We start from the raw sequence: 17819 nt of genomic DNA on the forward strand, positions 1-17819 counted from the left end.
GGGTGATATTTTGAATACAGGGAAAATAAACGCGCCTGATAAATGAAATTTATAGATAAAACAAAAAAATAGACTAATATAGGTCTTGTGGATAGTTCAATATTTATATAACTACTAAAAAATAATTTTTTAATAATTTTTCTGGGTATAGCGATTATACAAAATGTTTCACGTGAAACAATATAGAAGGAGCAGTTTTATGGATGGAATTAGTAATCTGATAAGTACATATTCGGTTTACATTATTTTGTCTTTAATAATCATTAATATATTATTATTGATAATGAATATGATAAATAGTACTAGGATTGGACAATTGAAAAAAAGATATAATAAATTAACGGATGAAATAAAAGATAAAGATTTAGAAAATGTGATTATAGACTATTATAGTATGGTAAAAGAAATAGTTAAAAAGAATAGTGATATTGAAAAACAGATGAAAATTGTTGAAGGAAAGCTTCAGTTGTGTGCACAAAAGATAGGAGTCATCCGGTATAATGCATTTGATAATGTGGGAAGTAATTTAAGTTTTGCCATTGCAATGCTCGATTCTAATGATAATGGATTTATTATTAACGGTGTGTATACAAGAGACAGCTCTACCACTTACGCAAAACCTGTAATAAGCGGAAAGGCGAAATATACTCTATCTGCAGAAGAGATGCAGGCATTAGATTTAGCAAAAAGAAATTACAATGAAAGAAAATATGAGACTAGTTAAAAATTAACTAAGATGATAATTTTATTTGTAAAAACATAAGAAAAGAGGGTTGGATAGCAGGTGAAAAATAAATCAAAATTTTTATGGTTATATTCTACAGTGCTATTTACTGCTGCATTTGTTTTAATACTTATGTCTGCAGTAAGCCAAAGTAGATTAAGTCAAGATATAGAAACCTACAAAGAGCAATTAAATAAGCAAAAAGGTATGTTTCAAGGCGTACAGCAAAATCTTAGTAGTTTGTCTTCTGAAAATGAAAAACTAAAAGAAAACCTCCAAGTAGCTAGTGTCAGGAATAAAGAATTAGAAGAGGAACTAAAAAAAACCAAAGAGCAATTAAATCAGATAGATATGCAAAACTATAAACTTAAACAAAGTATCGATCATTTTTTTGAAGGCAAAAGATATTCTGAAGAAGGAAATTATAAAGAAAGCGCAGCTCATTTATATAGTGTTGATCAGAGTTTGTTACCTGAAAGCAGTAAAGAAGCATATAATAAGCTTAGTTCGGTGGCGTTTGAGAAAGCCGCAGTGTCACATTATTTAGAAGGCAAGAAAAAATATTTAGCAAATGAATTAGATGAAGGGATTGAATCATTTAAATTCTCACTGCAATACAATCCCAATGTGTATTGTTCTGATGATGCAACGTATTTTTTGTTTAGGAGTTATTACAAATTAGAGAAGTATGCGGAAGCAAAAGAGATGCTTATACAACTTAGAGATAAGTATCCAAATAATACATATAAAAAAGATATCAAATATTTTTTGGAAGCTATGAGTGAAAAGAATTAACTATCTAGCTCGAGGACCTTTTTAGAAAGGTCCTCTTTACTTATGATCCCTTTCTCAATTAAAATCTCTATAATTGAAGCAATAGCAAGTGTGTTTTTATAGTCGGTTTCTTTCAAATCTGCAATATGACTGTAAATTTTAATATCATCATTCATAGCCGTTCTCCTTAATATATAAGTATATTTAAATATTTTCCAAATATGTAGGCAAATATACAATAAAAATAAAAGTATCAAGTTAAGAAAGCAATGCAGTTAAATAGGTTGAATAATTAGAAAATTATAGTATAATAATTACATAATAATAAGTATTTTAGCTTTTGTGGCGTATAACATATAAATCATACTAAAATAACTTACATCATTAAAGTGTCAGTTAGCATGCTTATACTGGCTCTTTGATTGTAACAGATTTAGTATACTTTATATAGTGTTAAATAATAATAGTAATGAGAGGGATAAATATGTTAGATATCAAATTACTTAGAAATGAACCTGAAAAAGTACTAAAAGCGTTAGAAAAGAGAAAAGAAAATTTTGATTTAAATGAATTTTTAAAACTTGATGAAAAAAGAAGGGAACTTCTTTATAAGACCGAACAGCTAAAAAGCGAACAGAATGCAGCATCAAAGCAGATTCCAGCGATGAAGAAGGAAGGAAAAGACGTTACTGAACTGTTAGAAGAAATGAAAAAATTATCTGATACAATTAAAGAATTAGATAATGAAATAAGAATAGTAGATGAAGAAATTGAGAAAGTAATGCTGACAATTCCTAATATTCCCCATGAAAGTGTACCGGTAGGTGATACTGATGAGGATAATATAGAAGTAAGAAAATGGGGAGAACCAAGGAACTTTGAATTTGAACCTAAAGCACATTGGGATATTGGGGAAAATTTAGGAATACTTGACTTTTCTACGGCTGCAAAAGTAACCGGAGCCAGATTCACTTTTTATAAAGGATTAGGAGCACGATTAGAGAGAGCACTAATAAATTTCTTTTTAGACACCCACACTGGTAAAAATGGATATATGGAAATATTTCCACCATTTATGGCACATAGAAATAGTATGGTAGGTACCGGTCAACTGCCGAAGTTTGAAGAAGATGCTTTTAAAGTAAAAGATACGGACTATTTCTTAATCCCTACCGCGGAGGTACCTGTTACCAATATGTACAGAGAGCAGATATTAGAAGCCAATCAACTGCCTATTCAGCATGTAGCGTATTCAGCATGCTTCAGGGCTGAAGCTGGATCTGCAGGGAGAGATACTAGAGGATTGATACGTCAACATCAGTTTAATAAAGTCGAACTTGTAAAATTTGTAGAACCTGAAAACTCCTACGAAGAATTAGAAAAACTTACAAGAGATGCGGAGTCTGTACTTCAATTGTTAGGTATACCCTATAGAGTGGTAAAGATTTGTACAGGTGATCTAGGATTTACCGCTGCTATGAAATACGATATAGAGGTATGGATGCCAAGCTACAATCGATATGTTGAGATTTCATCTTGTAGTAATTTCGAGGATTTCCAGGCAAGAAGAGCAAATATAAAATATAAGAAAACAGCAAAGGATAAGGCGCAGTTTGTTCATACCCTTAATGGCTCGGGTGTTGCTGTAGGAAGAACAGTAGCATGTATACTAGAAAACTATCAAAATAATGATGGCTCTGTTACTATACCAGAAATACTTAGATCATATATGGGAAATACAGATATGATTAAGTAAAAAATGGTGAAAGCGCTCACTAAATTTTAACCGTGTGGGCGCTTTGAAAAATATCCATAAAATAACATGATAAAAATAGTTGACATAGTCGCAAATTTTTGTTATATTATTATATGTCACTCAGACGGAGAGGTGTCCGAGCGGTTTAAGGAGCTGGTCTTGAAAACCAGTGACTCGAAAGAGCCGTGAGTTCGAATCTCACCCTCTCCGCCATTAATTTAATATAAGTGATTTTGTAATTTGGCTATATGGAGAAGTACTCAAGTTGGCCGAAGAGGCGCCCCTGCTAAGGGTGTAGGTCGTGAAAGCGGCGCGAGGGTTCGAATCCCTCCTTCTCCGCCAAAAACCTCAGGTAATGATACCTGAGGTTTTTTTATTGAAAAAAATATTGCATTGTGTTAGGATAAATAAAAAAAGAGTGAGGTAATATGATTAGAGAATATTTAAAAAATAATATTTTGGTTACAGATGGTGCTATGGGTACATATTATGCTCAGGTATCCGGGAGTAATGCGCCCTTTTCAGAATTGGCAAATATCAATAATCCGGACATAATCAGACAGATCCATGAACAATATATACAAGCAGGTGCCAAGCTTATCAGAACGAATACTTTTTCAGCGAATACGAAGACTTTAGATATATCAAGAGATGAATTAAAGAGCATTCTTATTAATGGATATGAAATTGCGAAGAACGCTGCCCATGATCAAAATATTTTTGTGGCAGCCGATATAGGTCCTATTCCTGAAGTAGTAAAAAGCAGCGCTGAAGTAGAAAACTCTAATATTATAGAGGAGTATATATTTATTGCAGACACCTTTTTAGAACTAGGTGCAGATGTTTTTGTCTTTGAAACATTTAGCAGTGTAGAGCACTTAGAGCAAGTAACAGAATATATAAAACAAAAGAATAAAAATGCGTTTATAATTGCTCAATTTGTAGTAATGGGTGATGGTTATACAAGAAAGGGGATTAGTGCGCATAGAATAATTGAAGAAGTAAGGAAGATAAAAGATATCGACGTATATGGTTTTAATTGCGGTACAGGCCCGACTCATCTGTATAATACCATAAAATCTATAGATTTTTCAGATGATGTTATCTCTATATTGCCAAACGCGGGATTCCCTGAAATTATTAATGAGAGGACCGTGTATCCTCAAAATGAAGAGTATTTTGCCAGCGTAATGATGGGCATTAAAAATCTTGGTGTAAAAGTAATAGGAGGTTGCTGTGGTACGACTCCGGTTCATATTAGCAGGATCATTGAGAGATTGAATGTTCATAATAAAAAAGAAGAAATTAATAGAAAGAAAACATTAATAGAAGGCAATCAAAAAAAGATTCAGGGGAATGTCTTTCGTGAAAAATTGAGCAGCGGTCAATTCACTATAGCAGTTGAATTAGACCCGCCTTTTGGAAGTAATATTGATAAAGTAATATCAGGCGCTAAAGTATTAAAAGCTAGCGGTGTTGATATTATTACAATATCAGACTCACCGTTAGCACGGGCAAGAATTAATCCATTGGTAGTGGCTTCAAAAATAAAAAGAGAAGTCGGGGTAGATACCATTCCTCATATCTGCTGTAGAGACCGAAATATTATCGCTCTTAAGGCTGACCTGTTAGCGGCACATATGGAAGGTATAAGGAATGTTTTAATGGTAACCGGCGATCCAATAGCAGGATCGGAAAAAAATGAAATAAAGAGCGTTTTTAACCTCAATTCAATAAAATTAATGAAGTTAGCAAATGAGATGAATACCGAGCAGTTTGCTGATGATATCTTATATATAGGCGGGGCCTTAAACCTGAATGCCAGAAATAAAGATATTGAGATATTAAGAATGTATAAGAAAGCGGAGGCGGGCGCCGGTTTCTTTCTTACTCAGCCTATTTTTGAGGATGAAGCTATAACATATTTATCTAATCTTAAAAAAGATGAAGGGATAAAAATTCTAGGCGGTATCATGCCTATGGTTAGCTATAAAAATGCGCAGTTTTTAAATAATGAGATTCCGGGAATAGTAGTTCCGGATAAATATATTAACCGTTTTAATGAAAATATGACGAGAGAAGAAGCAGAAAAAGAAGGTATAGAGATTGCTGTAGATATAGTAAATAGGATTAAGAACTTCGTAGATGGATTTTATTTTATAGCACCATTTAATAGAGTAAATATGATAGTAGAAATAATGAGAAAGATTAAGAAGTAGATAAATAAGAAATAATGATTATAAGCTTAAACTGCAAGGGGATTATATTAAAACAAACATAGAATTAAAATTGAACTAATATAAAAGATAAAAGGGAGGTAGCCTTAGTGAGGTACCTCCTGATCTTATTTATACATTTTAATTTGACGTATATCTTCACCAAAGAATTTCAGAGGGAGATAGTGACCCAGTAATCGGGAAACAACTCTTTCAGAGTAAAGGTCAGTAAGTTCCTTAATATTAAGGTTCGTACTTATGATCGTTTTACGTTTATCCATCAATCGAGTATTCAAAACATTAAAAAAGGCAGAACTTGTATAGGTATTTATAAATTCTGAGCCTAAATCATCAATAATCATAAGGTCAACATCGAACAATCTGTCCACTTGACGCTTGCCGGCAGAAGAATCCAATCTGTTGAACTTATAGTCTTCCAATAGATTAAATGTTTTATAAGCGGTTTGATAAAAAACAGTTTTACCTTTATCGAGCAAATCTTTAGCTATGCAACTGGATAGAAAAGTTTTACCAAGACCTGTACCGCCATAAAGTAAAAGATTCTGATCATACTTGTCAAAGTTATTGACAAAGTCGATACATTTTTGAAAAATATCCTGGATGTTCTGCCTGGGCGAGATTCCATTTTCACTATCTATAGAAGTAGAGTAATAGCTAAAATCAAAGTTATCGAAATTTTGACTATCTAAGATAGCGGCCATATTAGACTGAGCATAGGCAGCATCTATAAGCTTTTGTTTAAAGCATCTGCAGATTTGATTATTTACATATCCGCTGTCTTTACATGCTTTACATTTATGTTTAATAGTCAAGTAGTTAACAGGGTAACCGTTAATACTAAGCAGCTCACCTTTTTCCATATTCAAATCAATATTCTTCTGACGGATTTCTTCCACAATATCATCAGTTTGCGATGCATTATGGAATAATTGCCGTGTAAGTGAAAGGCCGGTTTCATATAATTCACGGTCAATTTCCTGTATACGTGGAATTTTATTATAAATTTCTTGTTTTTTATGTTCCAATTCAGCTCTTTGTGCGTCCTGCAAAACTTCATAGCTTTTTATGATTTGACTATATATTTGTTTATCGTAAGCCATGTATAAGACTACCTACTTTCTTCCTTAAGATTGTTAAGTCTTTTTTCAAGCAAAAGACGTTCAATTTCATTAAAATTATGCTTTCTTTGCGTAAAGTTAATAAATTTATTATTTTTAGCACCGGAGCTGTTAGTGGACTTTTTAGCATATTTATCTTTAGTATTTTCCCTATGCTGCTTTATATCATTTTCAGCTGCTTCTACGGTTCTAATTCCGCGCTCATACCAAGATTGAAGGATTGAGTTCATATAAGGAAATGTAAGCTTTCCGGTGTTTAACACAGTGATTTCATACGCAAGTTTTATTAGTTCAACTGTAAGATTCATTCTATCGGTCCAGTCTACAATATATCCTTCTTCTGCTTCAGTTAATGCCCGGTCTACAATACCCAACTGTTTTTTTATATCATAAAGGATGGTGTTTTTATGCTCAACTTTCATCAGATATTGCTCAGCCTTGTCCATACTGATAATACCCTGATCTGCCCAGCTGATAGCCACTTTTTCAATATATCGCATACTTTTTTTATTTAAAGAAGCACAATATTCCAGCAGCATGATGATGACTTCAACCGGCAGGCGAAGCCAATCATAAAAACTATAAAGCGTCTTAATATCTGCAGAACTTAGCATTTTTCCTAATTTAGCTTGAGCAGCCTGATATAAAAAGCGAATATTTTTGTCTTGCTCTATATAAATGGATATTTCTTCAGGCGTATAATTAGGTCTTGAGTCGATTTCTATATGAGACACTTTATTTGTATTTGACTGTGGCTCAGAGGTTAGGTCAATAAAATCTATATCAAATTCAGTCAGATGACCTTCAATTTGTTTATTTAATTTTACTACACCAACAGATTCCCAATACCTCCATGCATTTACTACATCCGATTCCAAAATATTAAGAGCAGCAGCAATATCTTTGTTTGCAAGCTGATTATTGTTTTGAAAACATTGCCGAAGCCCATACAAATACACCTTTACGAAGGTAGCATTGGCTGAGGGCAAATATTTATCAATAAAAATATTTGCAACGGGAAAAGACTGTATTTGGTTATTATTAGAAAATTTATATGTAGCCATACTGATACCTCCGGTAAAAATAGGTAAACTATTGTATCTAATATTATAGCATAAAAATGAATTATATATAAGGCGAGATGGAATAAGAAAAATAAAATATAGAATGGAAGGAAAAAACATTTGATTTTTATTATAATATGTGTTAATATAATATTTGCCCGTAAGCGTGCTTGGTTTTTGTAGTTGAAAATAATTGACTATCAAAAAAATAGTGGGCGGTTTGAAAAGAAAATATGCGCCGTTAGCTCAATTGGATAGAGCGTATGACTACGGATCATAAGGTTATGGGTTCGACTCCTATACGGCGCGCCAAAAATAGAAGCTTTGAATTATCAGGGTTTCTATTTTTTTATGCATAGTTAATGACTGCGATTTCTTTAGTTTAAAAGTTACGTCAATAATTTATACATAAAAAAGAAACCGCAGAAAAATAAAAATTCTATTAACGGTTTCTTTATCATTATAGTTTATTAATTTCTGAATGGTTTTTATTGTTCAGTTTTTAAAATTAGCCACCATGTTAAATAAAACTGAGTTTTTTGGTGGAGTCATAACTCTGTTCCCTAAATTTTTATGATATTTACATTTTATTACATAAAAAATAAGTGATATGAGCTATGCATTATATCTATAAAAAAATCCACAAAATACTCTTCTAATATTTTGTGGATCAAATTTTATCTATTATTTCAATGATTTTTATAACAGTTATTATATTTTATTCTTATGCTTAAAATCCACGCTTTCCGCTATTTGAGAGATTCTATAATAGAGTCTAACGCATTCTTCAGAGTATCATAGGGAACTTCTGTCTTGAGATCTTGTAATGAATAATATACGCCATTATGTTCCCAGGCAAATTGATGAATTATTTGAATTTTTTCAGGCTTTTGGGTGATATCATTCTTTCGAACGGTTTCACCATTAACTTCGGTTTCAATTATTGGATAGATAGGTAAAGCTGATTCACCATAATATACGGTTTTTTCTCCCACTTTAATTACTTTTCGGTTATCCGCTTGCTCCCTATTATATATTAAAGCATAGTCTTCATATGCTATTTCCAAAAATAGATTTTGGTCTTTATTTGAATACCATTTAGTTACCTGACTGATTGTTGATTTTCCATCAAGGCCGGAGAGATTTAAAACTGTCTGTGAGTCCAGATTAAAACCTCCTTTAAGTGTAACAGGAGTTTTCACATCTGAACCGAATTCTTTTGCAATCTCTTCGTCTGACATACTTTCTTCTTGAGAAACAACTGCTGTCGTTGCCACTTTCACCTCATCTGCGGCAAGTTGCTCTGTCTTATATTTTCCATCATCTCCTTTAACCACTATATAAATCATTTCTACGGCTTTGCTTACTCCCTCTTGTGCCCAGACCCTTGCCGGCTGATAGACACCCATTATTAAAGCGACAGCCGCAATGCTGCATAAAACAGCGACAGATTTTCTCATAAATAAATTTTTCATATCAAATCCAATCCTCTCTTTATCCATCTGTAATCTTGATTTTATTTTTTTCAATGAATCAGTACCGATTTCAACCTCTTGCGCTTTTTGCTCCAGAGCCGCTTTTATAGATTTATCTAACGGGTTTTCAAGATTCATCTACAATCCACTCCTTTCTTGAATAGCCTCTTAGATTAAAATGCTGGTCAGGCAGTTCTTTTTCCAGATGTTTTGCCAATATTTTTTTTGCATTATGCAGACGTGATTTGACTGTACCTTCAAAGCAGTTTAAAATTTGGGCAACTTCCTTGATGGACATATCATTATAATAATAAAGTATTATGGTAGTACGTAGATGCGGTCTAAGTCCGTCAATAGCTTTACGGAGCATAGTGTTCAACTCTTTGGATTCGACCGTTGTTTGTGTGTCGATTCTATCATCGATAATGTCTCCTAGATTATCTTCAAGGCTTTCCGAAGCTGATTTCCTTTCCTTTTTGGCCATGCGCCAACATATTCTAACCAGTAAGCGGTGAAACCATATTTCAAACAATTCCGGCTTACGCAGCTTATGAATATCCTTAAAGCATTCCAAAAAAGCTTCCTGTAGAATATCTTCGGCGATACCCATACGGCCTGCCAGCAAATAAGCTGTCCGTTTTGCTTTGGTAGAATAAACTCTAAAGAGTTCGTCAAAAGCATCTTCGTGTCCTTGTTGACAGCATTTTATCAAGTCATAATTGACCATCTTGTATATCATTCTCCTCTCCAAAGGTGCACCTTTCATTAATATAAGGGATGGGTATGACTAAAAAAGTTCACTTACTTAAGAATATTTTTATTTATATCTTAAGATTAGAGGTTTTAGTAAAAAAGAAAGACTAATAGCTCACCTTCTCAACATCCAAAGGGTGAGTACTGCTATAATTTTATCACGGAACAGTGAATTTTAACATCAGAACCTTATGATAAAAATTTAGCTTTTTTGTTATTCTATGAAAGAAAAAAGAAAGGATAGAAAGAATTAGTGTAGAGTATTCATAAAGGCATCTAAAACTATTTATATATGTTGTATACAATCTATGAAAAATATACTATAATTAAGGTATTGTTATCTTCTCTGGAGAGATTCGTATGGTTTCGTTTCATTATAAAAAATAAGGGGATACTAATGTTTGCGGCAGAGAGACTAAAAAAAATAAGACAAATATTAACAGAATATAAAAAAGCAGAAGTGAATAGCCTCAGCAGCTTATTAACAGTATCAGAGGTCACTATAAGAAAGGATCTTGAGCGGTTAGAGCAAGAAGGTTTTCTAACCAGAACACATGGCGGAGCCATTTTAAATGAAAAGAATGTGCTTACAGAAAACTATAATGTACTCGATATTACCGAGCTTGAACATAAGAAAATGATCGGGTTAATTGCCGCTCAAATGATTAATGATAATGAAGCTGTGTATATTGGCGTAGGGACTACATGCTTGCAAATCGCAAAGAATATAAAGGACAAGAAAAACATTACTATAGTAACCAATAATGTAACAGCGGCGCTTGAACTTTCCAACATACAAGGCATACGAACACTACTCATTGGAGGAGATATAAAAAAAAGAGAACATACTCACGCTACAGTTGGTTCCGGAGTTACGGAATCGTTTCCTGACATATATGTAGATAAAGCATTCATCGGAGTAGATGGAATAAGCTTTAGAAGAGGATATACCATACATGATTCGGACGATTTATTGGCTGCGACAAGAGTTTCTAAATGTACGAATGAATTAATCGTTGTTGCCGATCATACTAAATTTGAAAAGATTGCATTTTGCCAAGCAGGTGATCTATGTATGGCTCATAAAGTGATATCTGATGAATTAGTGCCTGAAGAATATATGGAGTACTATTTTAAAAATAATGTCCAGATTTTCACTACGTATAAGCTTGATGTATAAGAACTTATAGTATATATCAGCAAAGGAGGATAATAGAGTGAGTTCATATCTAAGACTAATGAATATTTGCAAATCATATAATGATATTCCTATTCTAAAAAATATTAGCCTTTCGTTAGAAAAAGGTGAAGTTCTTGGGCTTCTCGGCAAAAATGGCACAGGAAAGACTTTGCTCGTAAATATTATTTCCGGCGCTGTTCAAAGAGATTCAGGAGAAATATTTATTGAAGATAGGAGAGTGGCTATTACAAATCCAATAGAGGCAAAGAAACATGAGATTAGCGTGATCCACGAAACACCAAATCTTATTGAATCTTTGAGTGTAGCAGAAAACATATTTTTTGGAAGCTATCCAAAGATGAGAAACAAAGTATTTCAGAGGCTGGGAAGAATAAACTGGCGTGAAATATACCATCGTGCAAATTTATTGTGTGAGCAATATGACTATAATATTGATGTTAAAACAAAAGTTAGGGATATTGGAATTGGCGAGAAACACATTGTTGAGATTCTAAAAGCGGTATCGCAAAACTCAAAAATATTGATAATGGATGAGCCCACTTCAGGTATGACTGAAAACGATATCGTAAAACTTTTTAATATTATTCGGGAAATGAGAAAAAGTGGAGTTTCTATTATATTTACCACGCATAATATTGACGATGTTTATAGAATTGCGGATAGAGTATTAATTATTAATGATGGAGAAATTGTAAAAGATGAATTGGTAATTAATACTCAAGCTAATGATATTATTAGGTGTATGGCAGGGAAAGATATTAAGAATAGATATCCGAAGCTAATATCTTCAAAAAGTAAAGAGTTATTGAAAGTAGAAGGCCTTACCAGTAAAGATGATCAATTAAAAGATATATCGTTTACATTAAAGAGTGGAGAGGTGTTAGGTGTAACCGGTTTAATGAAATCCGGGAAATCTTCAATTTCAAGTGCATTAGCTGGAGAGAAAATGATAAAGACCGGTGAATTTTTTATAAAAGGTAAGCCGGTATGTATAAAAGGTCCAATAGATGCTTCTAACAACAGAATCTCATTTATACCTGAAAATCGTATGAAATCCGCTATTTTTCCAAATGAGAGTATCATTAATAATATTACAATAGCGCGTCTTAAAGGAGTAGAAAATGAAATTCTAAAATGGGTAATTGATGAAAAGTATGAATTTAGTAGAGTAGAAAGCTATGCGAATAGGCTTGCTATTAAAAGAAATTCTATTATGCAGGAAGTAAAATCACTAAGCAGTGGAAATCAACAAAAAGTACTATTTGCAAGGTGCGTTTTTGCCGATGCAGATATTCTATTGCTCGATGAGCCTACAAAAAGTATAGATATTGCAGGGAAAGTGGAAGTTTATAACATCATTAATGAGCTAACCAGGGAGGGGAAAGGAATTATTTTAATTTCTTCAGATTTTTCAGAGATTATGGGGATGTGCGATAGGATTTTGATTATGCATGACGGAGGCTTTATCAAGCAATTATCTAGAGAAGAAGCAACAAAAGAAAAAATTTTATATTACGCATGCGGTGCGCAATAAAATTCATTAACATAAATATTACATTCTAAGCAACTCTTATACTTCTATTCTTATACAATCACGGTCATCAAAGCGTATAAACTGCACAATCATTTTAATTATGGGCTGTATATCTAATTTTATTATCCAAAGACTATTTTATTAATCATATAACGAAAGCAAACAAAAGTAGCTTTCGTTACGAATGTGTATAAAAATAAGAAACGTAATAAAGAGTAATGTATATTTGGCTAACATGGGCGGTTGTTATATAGTTTCTACAATAATTGATTATACGGATTAAATATTTATAGGAATATTGACAAAAAAGACCATAGGTGATATTATTGTAAATATCAAAACGAAACTAATAGAAAATAAACGAAATAAGCTTTTGTTTTATTATCTGTTGCATTGTATTGCAAAGGAGATTTTCTATATGGAAAAAATAGTAGGAGAAGATAACTGGTTTAATATAAAAAAGTTTTTATCTGGGTTTTCAGGGGTTGGGAGGGACTATCGTTCAGAACTGGCTATGTCAAGCATCTTAATTGTTTTTTTTATAGTTATGAGCTTAGCTTCTCCATTCTTTTTTACTAAAAGCAATATCTCGAATGTTATTTCTCAAATAGCAGTGTTAGGGATTATTGCAATTGGCCAAACTTACGTAATTATCACTTCCGGAGTCGATTTGTCCGTTGGTTCTTTATTAGGATTGACTTCAATGCTAATGGGTATGACGATGGTGAGGTATGGAATAGCTGCAGGAGTAGTGGTTGCTTTATTGTCAGGAATAGTATTTGGCATTCTTAACGGTATACTGATTGGATATTTGAAGCTACCCGCATTTATTGTGACATTAAGCACGTTGTCTATTGGGAGAAGTATGACTTATGTGGTTTCAAATGGTAATGCTGTTACAGGGTTACCAAGTTCATTTGAAATGTTAAGTAAAGGTAAGATATTTGGAATTCCTTATTATTTGACTTTGGTCGTCTTTCTATTCTTTATCTGGTCTTGGGTCACGAATAATACGACGCTTGGTAGATATACCTATGCCATTGGAAGTGATGAAGAAGCAACAAGACTGTCAGGAATAAACGTCTCTTTGTATAAAGCTATTCCGTATGTGGTTGTTGGTTTTTTAGTTGGAATTGCTTCATTGGTACAATCTTCGCGATTGATGGTGATTGACCCTACATTTGGAAATGGGTTGGAGCTAGATACTATTGCTGCTGTGGTAATTGGTGGCACCAGCTTTATGGGAGGCCGAGGTACTCTTCTTGGGACAGCTATCGGCGTTATACTCTTGGGCTTTCTTCGGAACAGTCTTAATCTGATAGAAGTAAATCCATTTTGGCAAGGAACAGTCATTGGTTCGGTCATTATAGCTATATTGGTCATAGAAAAGGCAACAAGCAAAAGGCATTGCTAGTATAAATTTTTATGTCCCGGAATATAGTGCATATATATCATAAATTTTAAAAAGCAATTCTATAATAGCATCAATGAAACATGTTTCATAATTTAAGCGGATATATGACAAAATATTTCGTTAAATAATTGACAATTTCATTTTTTAAAAGGTGGTGGTTATGTTTAAAATATATAAAAAGATCTAGAAAAAATTATATTTTACAATTATAGGTTTTTGATTTTAAAAAGGACCATAGTCTAAGAGAGGTGACGATAGATGAAAAAAAACTCGGTAGCAGATTGTTCAGAGAAAAGCTCGCAATTACTTAAAGTATCCGGGATACGGAAAAGTTTTGGCGGCAATCATGTTCTCAAAGGTGTAGACTTTGCATTACAAGCTGGAGAAGTACATGCGATTCTTGGAGGAAATGGTGCAGGAAAGAGCACCTTTATAAAGATTTTATCAGGAGCGCTTACACCTGACGCTGGGAAAATATCTTTTGGTGGTAAAGAATTATCCGAGCTTTCCCCTAATGAAGCATTTGACCTTGGAATAGCGACTATTTATCAAGAAACGAGTCTTTACCCGGACCTGTCTGTAGCTGAAAATCTTTTTGTAGGAAGAGAGATTAGAAATAAATATGGCTTTATAGATTGGAAGACAACCATTAAAAGAGCTGAAGAAATTTTTGAAAGGCTGGGAGTAAAAATTTCGCCATTCGCTAAATTAGGTGATTTGGGTAAGGCCACAGCACAGCTTATAGAAATCGGAAAAGCGCTTTCTTGCGATGCTAAAATTCTCATTATGGATGAACCTACTGCATCACTTTCAGCAAGTGAGACAGAGCGATTGTTTCAAGTTATTGAAAAACTAAAATTCGATGGTACTTCTATTATTTATATCTCACATCGTTTGGAAGAAGTATTTGAAATTACTGACCGCATTACCGTTTTACGTGATGGTATCATTGCCGGTACTGTAAATACAAAAGAAGTTGATCACGATTGGGTTGTTGAAGCAATGATCGGTCGGCGTGTAGAACAGTTATACTCAAGAAAAAGCCATCAATCCGGGGAACCGTTATTACAGGTTAAGAACATTACTTGTACGGGTGCATATGAGAATATCAGTTTTACAGTACATAAGGGAGAAATTGTAGCTCTCGCCGGTTTAGTAGGATCAGGCCGAACAGAAATAGCTAGAGCGATTTTTGGTATTGATCAATATGATGAAGGAAAGATCATCATGGACGGCAAAGAGTTACAATCAAACACATTGGAGGCAATCGAGTGTGGAATCGCTATGGTGCCTGAGGATCGTGGAAGACAGGGTTTAATATTGAATATGACTGCTGCTAATAACTTTTGTTTGTCTGCATTGCCTCAAATATCCAATTATGGGGTTCGAAACATGAGTACAGAGAAAACGCTTATTAGCAAGCTTACAAAAGATCTTGTGCTTCATCCGGCAGATCCGGAGCTGCCTGCAAATGCTTTTTCAGGTGGAAACCAGCAAAAAGTAGTAATTGGGAGATGCTTGGCTGTGGAACCGCGGCTGCTTATTCTGGATGAGCCTACGTGTGGTGTGGATGTAGGCGCTAAATCAGAGATTTACCGCATTATGAGCGAGCTGGTAAGTCAAGGAATGGGTATTCTTTTGATATCTTCGGATTTGCCTGAAGTTGAGCATATTGCTGATAGGATCATTGTTATGCAGCATGGTCGTATTGTTGCGGAATTAAATGGCGGAGCAAACTCTGATGACATTTTTTGCGCGGCGATTGGAAAGAGGTGAGAAAATGTATAAAGAAAATAAGAATATTATATCACTCCTAGTTTTTTTTGCAGTAATTTTGATTACATTAAGTATTAAAGCTCCTGCATTCTTCACTCTTCAAAATTTATCTGATATTGTACTTAATTCATCAACCGTTGCGATTGTTGCTTTAGGTATGATTACAGTAATACTGATTGGCCAGATTGATGTATCCGTTGGTGCTATTCTTGCGATTTGCTGCGCGGTAACAGGTATGCTTGCAAAAGCGGGATTGCCCGTTCCGGTAGTTGTAGTGGCATCAATAGCTGTTGGAGCACTACTGGGGCTTATTAACGGAAGTTTTGTTGCCCTTTTGGGTCTTGATGCTATTGTGGTAACTTTAGGTACACTAAGTATCTATCGAGGTCTTCTAATACTATGGACAAATGGAAAATGGATTAGCGGACTGCCTCAGGAAATACTTGCAATCGGGCAGGGGAAAGTTTTCGGCATTCCTATTCCGGTCATTATTGCAGGTCTAGTATTTATCATCATGTATTTGGTATTAAAATATGCAAGCTTTGGCAGAAATTTTTATGCTGTAGGCTCAAATTCAAAAGCAGCTCGTCTTAGCGGGATAAATGTTCGCAGGACGCAAATAAACGCATTTATGATAAATGGAGCACTTGTAGGTGTTGCCGCATTGATCTATGCGACCCGTTTCGGCGGAATTCAGTCAAATACCGGACAAGGATTTGAAATGACGGTAATCGCAGCAGTTGTGGTTGGAGGAGCTAGTACTTTGGGCGGTTCCGGCACAGCGTTAGGTACATTGCTGGGTTCTTTGCTTGTTAGTACTATCGGGACAATATTGATCTTCTTTAATATCAGCGCTTTTTGGGAGCAGGCTGTACAAGGTCTCATTATTCTATTATCAGTGTCATTATATGCATTTGGTTATAAAGGAATGAAAATACCAATGTTATCTTCTAAAAAAGGGGTGAGTGGGAATGATAAACAAAATAATAAAGCATAGCCATATTCTTGCTTTACTTTTCGTTTTAGTAGTCGTTATTGCTGCAATGTCGATAATTACACCATACTTTTTCTCTGTATCGTATTTAGTCAATGCGACAAGGTTTATTGCGGAGGTAGGTTTTATCGCGTTGGGAATGACCCTTGTAATACTTATAGGAGGAATAGACCTTTCGGTAGGGTCAGTAGTCGCTTTATCCGCCGTTTCTCTTGGAATGTTTTTGCAGAGCGGAATGAATGAAGTTATGGCTGTTGTCATGGCTTTAGTAATTAGTATTTTGGCGGGATTAGCAAATGGTCTTATTGTAAGCAAAATGAAAATTCCACCAATTATAGTAACTTTGGCAACTATGGCTGTATATCGAGGAATCGCTATAGGAATGTCTTCCGGACACTCTTTCCGGATTTCTGAGAAATTGTTTTTTATTGGACAAGGATATGTTCTGGGATTACCGGTGCAATTTCTACTGTTAATTGCTGCACTTATATTTGTTATGCTGCTCTTGCATAAAACAAATTTAGGATTAAATCTAATAGCCATTGGCTATAACGAAGAAGCCTCTAAATTTTCCGGCTTAAATATTAATAAAGAAAAGATTACAGTATATATTCTATCAGCATTCTTTAGTGCCGTAGCAGGAATCATTTTCGCCAGCCGTGTTACCAGTGCCAAAGCAGACTTTGGGACAGGTTATGAACTAGATGCAATCACCATGTCTGTACTTGGGGGTGCCTCTCTTGCAGGGGGAAAAGTTAGTATCGTAGGAACGTTTCTTGGCGCTACCATTGTCATATTATTACGCTTAGGATTGACAACAGCGGTAGTACCTTCAGAAGTACAGTCTATCCTTATTGGCGCAATACTGATTGGTTCAGTAAGTATCAATAGTATAATGGCAATGCGTAAGAAAAGCGGAGTAAAAGAGGTGTAATTAAAAAATATAACGACTATTTTTATCACATCGAGAATGTAGATCAAAGTAAAAAAAGTTTTAAA

At 34.2% G+C, this 17819-nt stretch carries 15 protein-coding genes and 3 tRNA genes; 13 read left to right on the plus strand and 5 right to left on the minus strand.

The window, feature by feature from the left end; genetic code table 11:
* Positions 1–199 precede the first annotated feature (199 nt).
* Both QKW49_RS15620 and QKW49_RS15625 read left to right on the plus strand, forming a co-directional pair.
* Entirely contained in the window at positions 200–724 is a 525-nt protein-coding gene (locus QKW49_RS15620; RefSeq protein WP_282863601.1) for a DUF4446 family protein, read from the plus strand.
* 60 nt (positions 725–784) lie between these two features.
* Positions 785–1519, plus strand: coding sequence for a tetratricopeptide repeat protein (locus QKW49_RS15625; RefSeq protein ID WP_282863602.1), 735 nt, complete (start codon positions 785–787; stop codon positions 1517–1519).
* Here QKW49_RS15625 and QKW49_RS15630 read toward each other — a convergent pair.
* A complete protein-coding gene (locus QKW49_RS15630) occupies positions 1516–1674 on the minus strand; it encodes a hypothetical protein (protein ID WP_282863603.1) in 159 nt (52 codons plus the stop codon). The genes QKW49_RS15625 and QKW49_RS15630 overlap by 4 nt on opposite strands.
* Positions 1675–1982: 308 nt before the next feature.
* Here QKW49_RS15630 and serS point away from each other — a divergent pair, with 308 nt between their 5' ends.
* From serS to QKW49_RS15650, 4 genes are all read left to right on the plus strand, one after another.
* A complete protein-coding gene (serS, locus tag QKW49_RS15635) occupies positions 1983–3254 on the plus strand; it encodes a serine--tRNA ligase (protein ID WP_282863604.1) in 1272 nt (423 codons plus the stop codon).
* A 126-nt stretch (positions 3255–3380) separates the two neighbouring features.
* A tRNA-Ser gene (locus tag QKW49_RS15640) sits at positions 3381–3467 on the plus strand.
* Positions 3468–3504: 37 nt separating this feature from the next.
* Positions 3505–3596, plus strand: a tRNA-Ser gene (locus QKW49_RS15645).
* 86 nt (positions 3597–3682) lie between these two features.
* Positions 3683–5473, plus strand: coding sequence for a bifunctional homocysteine S-methyltransferase/methylenetetrahydrofolate reductase (locus QKW49_RS15650; protein WP_282863605.1), 1791 nt, complete (start codon positions 3683–3685; stop codon positions 5471–5473).
* Between the two features lie 125 nt (positions 5474–5598).
* On the opposite strand, the gene QKW49_RS15655 is transcribed toward QKW49_RS15650, so the two are convergent.
* Together QKW49_RS15655 and QKW49_RS15660 are read right to left on the minus strand one after the other, a co-directional pair.
* Positions 5599–6591: an ATP-binding protein gene (locus QKW49_RS15655; protein WP_282863606.1), complete on the minus strand. Its 993-nt coding sequence runs from the start codon at positions 6589–6591 to the stop codon at positions 5599–5601.
* Positions 6592–6599: 8 nt separating this feature from the next.
* The gene (locus tag QKW49_RS15660) at positions 6600–7673 is read right to left on the minus strand and encodes a DnaD domain protein (RefSeq protein WP_282863607.1); all 1074 of its coding nucleotides are present in this window, start codon (positions 7671–7673) and stop codon (positions 6600–6602) included.
* A gap of 235 nt (positions 7674–7908) precedes the next feature.
* On the opposite strand from QKW49_RS15660, the gene QKW49_RS15665 reads away from it, so the two are divergent.
* Positions 7909–7985, plus strand: a tRNA-Arg gene (locus QKW49_RS15665).
* A 437-nt stretch (positions 7986–8422) separates the two neighbouring features.
* On the opposite strand, the gene QKW49_RS15670 is transcribed toward QKW49_RS15665, so the two are convergent.
* Together QKW49_RS15670 and QKW49_RS15675 are read right to left on the minus strand one after the other, a co-directional pair.
* Positions 8423–9286: a hypothetical protein gene (locus tag QKW49_RS15670; RefSeq protein ID WP_282863608.1), complete on the minus strand. Its 864-nt coding sequence runs from the start codon at positions 9284–9286 to the stop codon at positions 8423–8425.
* A complete protein-coding gene (locus tag QKW49_RS15675) occupies positions 9276–9887 on the minus strand; it encodes an RNA polymerase sigma factor (protein ID WP_282863609.1) in 612 nt (203 codons plus the stop codon). The genes QKW49_RS15670 and QKW49_RS15675 overlap by 11 nt, the downstream gene beginning before the upstream one ends.
* 411 nt (positions 9888–10298) lie before the next feature.
* Here QKW49_RS15675 and QKW49_RS15680 point away from each other — a divergent pair, with 411 nt between their 5' ends.
* The 6 genes from QKW49_RS15680 to QKW49_RS15705 all read left to right on the plus strand — a co-directional run bounded on the left by QKW49_RS15680 (position 10299) and on the right by QKW49_RS15705 (position 17754).
* On the plus strand, positions 10299–11081 hold the full coding sequence (locus QKW49_RS15680) for a DeoR/GlpR family DNA-binding transcription regulator (protein WP_282863610.1): 783 nt from the start codon (positions 10299–10301) through the stop codon (positions 11079–11081).
* 37 nt (positions 11082–11118) lie between these two features.
* Positions 11119–12636: a sugar ABC transporter ATP-binding protein gene (locus tag QKW49_RS15685; RefSeq protein WP_282863611.1), complete on the plus strand. Its 1518-nt coding sequence runs from the start codon at positions 11119–11121 to the stop codon at positions 12634–12636.
* A gap of 418 nt (positions 12637–13054) precedes the next feature.
* Positions 13055–14050 (plus strand): ABC transporter permease, encoded by a 996-nt coding sequence (locus QKW49_RS15690; RefSeq protein WP_282863612.1) that lies wholly within the window; start codon positions 13055–13057, stop codon positions 14048–14050.
* Between the two features lie 258 nt (positions 14051–14308).
* On the plus strand, positions 14309–15826 hold the full coding sequence (locus tag QKW49_RS15695) for a sugar ABC transporter ATP-binding protein (protein WP_282863613.1): 1518 nt from the start codon (positions 14309–14311) through the stop codon (positions 15824–15826).
* Complete coding sequence (locus tag QKW49_RS15700; RefSeq protein ID WP_282863614.1) at positions 15792–16823, plus strand: ABC transporter permease; 1032 nt, start codon at positions 15792–15794, stop codon at positions 16821–16823. Before QKW49_RS15695 ends, QKW49_RS15700 begins: the two co-directional genes overlap by 35 nt.
* A complete protein-coding gene (locus QKW49_RS15705; RefSeq protein WP_282863615.1) occupies positions 16798–17754 on the plus strand; it encodes an ABC transporter permease in 957 nt (318 codons plus the stop codon). The genes QKW49_RS15700 and QKW49_RS15705 overlap by 26 nt, the downstream gene beginning before the upstream one ends.
* The last annotated feature ends 65 nt before the right edge of the window (positions 17755–17819 follow it).

It is taken from the genome of Petroclostridium sp. X23 (genome assembly GCF_030013905.1).
Classification (GTDB): domain Bacteria; phylum Bacillota; class Clostridia; order SK-Y3; family SK-Y3; genus X23.

What these genes read in the sequence shown, in the direction of transcription:
- QKW49_RS15690 (WP_282863612.1), top strand. Translation starts at nt 13,055, where the DNA reads ATGGAAAAAATAGTAGGAGAAGATAACTGGTTTAATATAAAAAAGTTT.
- QKW49_RS15630 (WP_282863603.1), bottom strand. Translation starts at nt 1,674, where the DNA reads ATGAATGATGATATTAAAATTTACAGTCATATTGCAGATTTGAAAGAA.
- QKW49_RS15695 (WP_282863613.1), top strand. Translation starts at nt 14,309, where the DNA reads ATGAAAAAAAACTCGGTAGCAGATTGTTCAGAGAAAAGCTCGCAATTA.
- QKW49_RS15660 (WP_282863607.1), bottom strand. Translation starts at nt 7,673, where the DNA reads ATGGCTACATATAAATTTTCTAATAATAACCAAATACAGTCTTTTCCC.
- QKW49_RS15620 (WP_282863601.1), top strand. Translation starts at nt 200, where the DNA reads ATGGATGGAATTAGTAATCTGATAAGTACATATTCGGTTTACATTATT.
- QKW49_RS15670 (WP_282863608.1), bottom strand. Translation starts at nt 9,286, where the DNA reads ATGAATCTTGAAAACCCGTTAGATAAATCTATAAAAGCGGCTCTGGAG.
- QKW49_RS15705 (WP_282863615.1), top strand. Translation starts at nt 16,798, where the DNA reads ATGATAAACAAAATAATAAAGCATAGCCATATTCTTGCTTTACTTTTC.
- QKW49_RS15675 (WP_282863609.1), bottom strand. Translation starts at nt 9,887, where the DNA reads ATGATATACAAGATGGTCAATTATGACTTGATAAAATGCTGTCAACAA.
- QKW49_RS15680 (WP_282863610.1), top strand. Translation starts at nt 10,299, where the DNA reads ATGTTTGCGGCAGAGAGACTAAAAAAAATAAGACAAATATTAACAGAA.
- QKW49_RS15655 (WP_282863606.1), bottom strand. Translation starts at nt 6,591, where the DNA reads ATGGCTTACGATAAACAAATATATAGTCAAATCATAAAAAGCTATGAA.
- QKW49_RS15650 (WP_282863605.1), top strand. Translation starts at nt 3,683, where the DNA reads ATGATTAGAGAATATTTAAAAAATAATATTTTGGTTACAGATGGTGCT.
- QKW49_RS15700 (WP_282863614.1), top strand. Translation starts at nt 15,792, where the DNA reads ATGACATTTTTTGCGCGGCGATTGGAAAGAGGTGAGAAAATGTATAAA.
- serS (WP_282863604.1), top strand. Translation starts at nt 1,983, where the DNA reads ATGTTAGATATCAAATTACTTAGAAATGAACCTGAAAAAGTACTAAAA.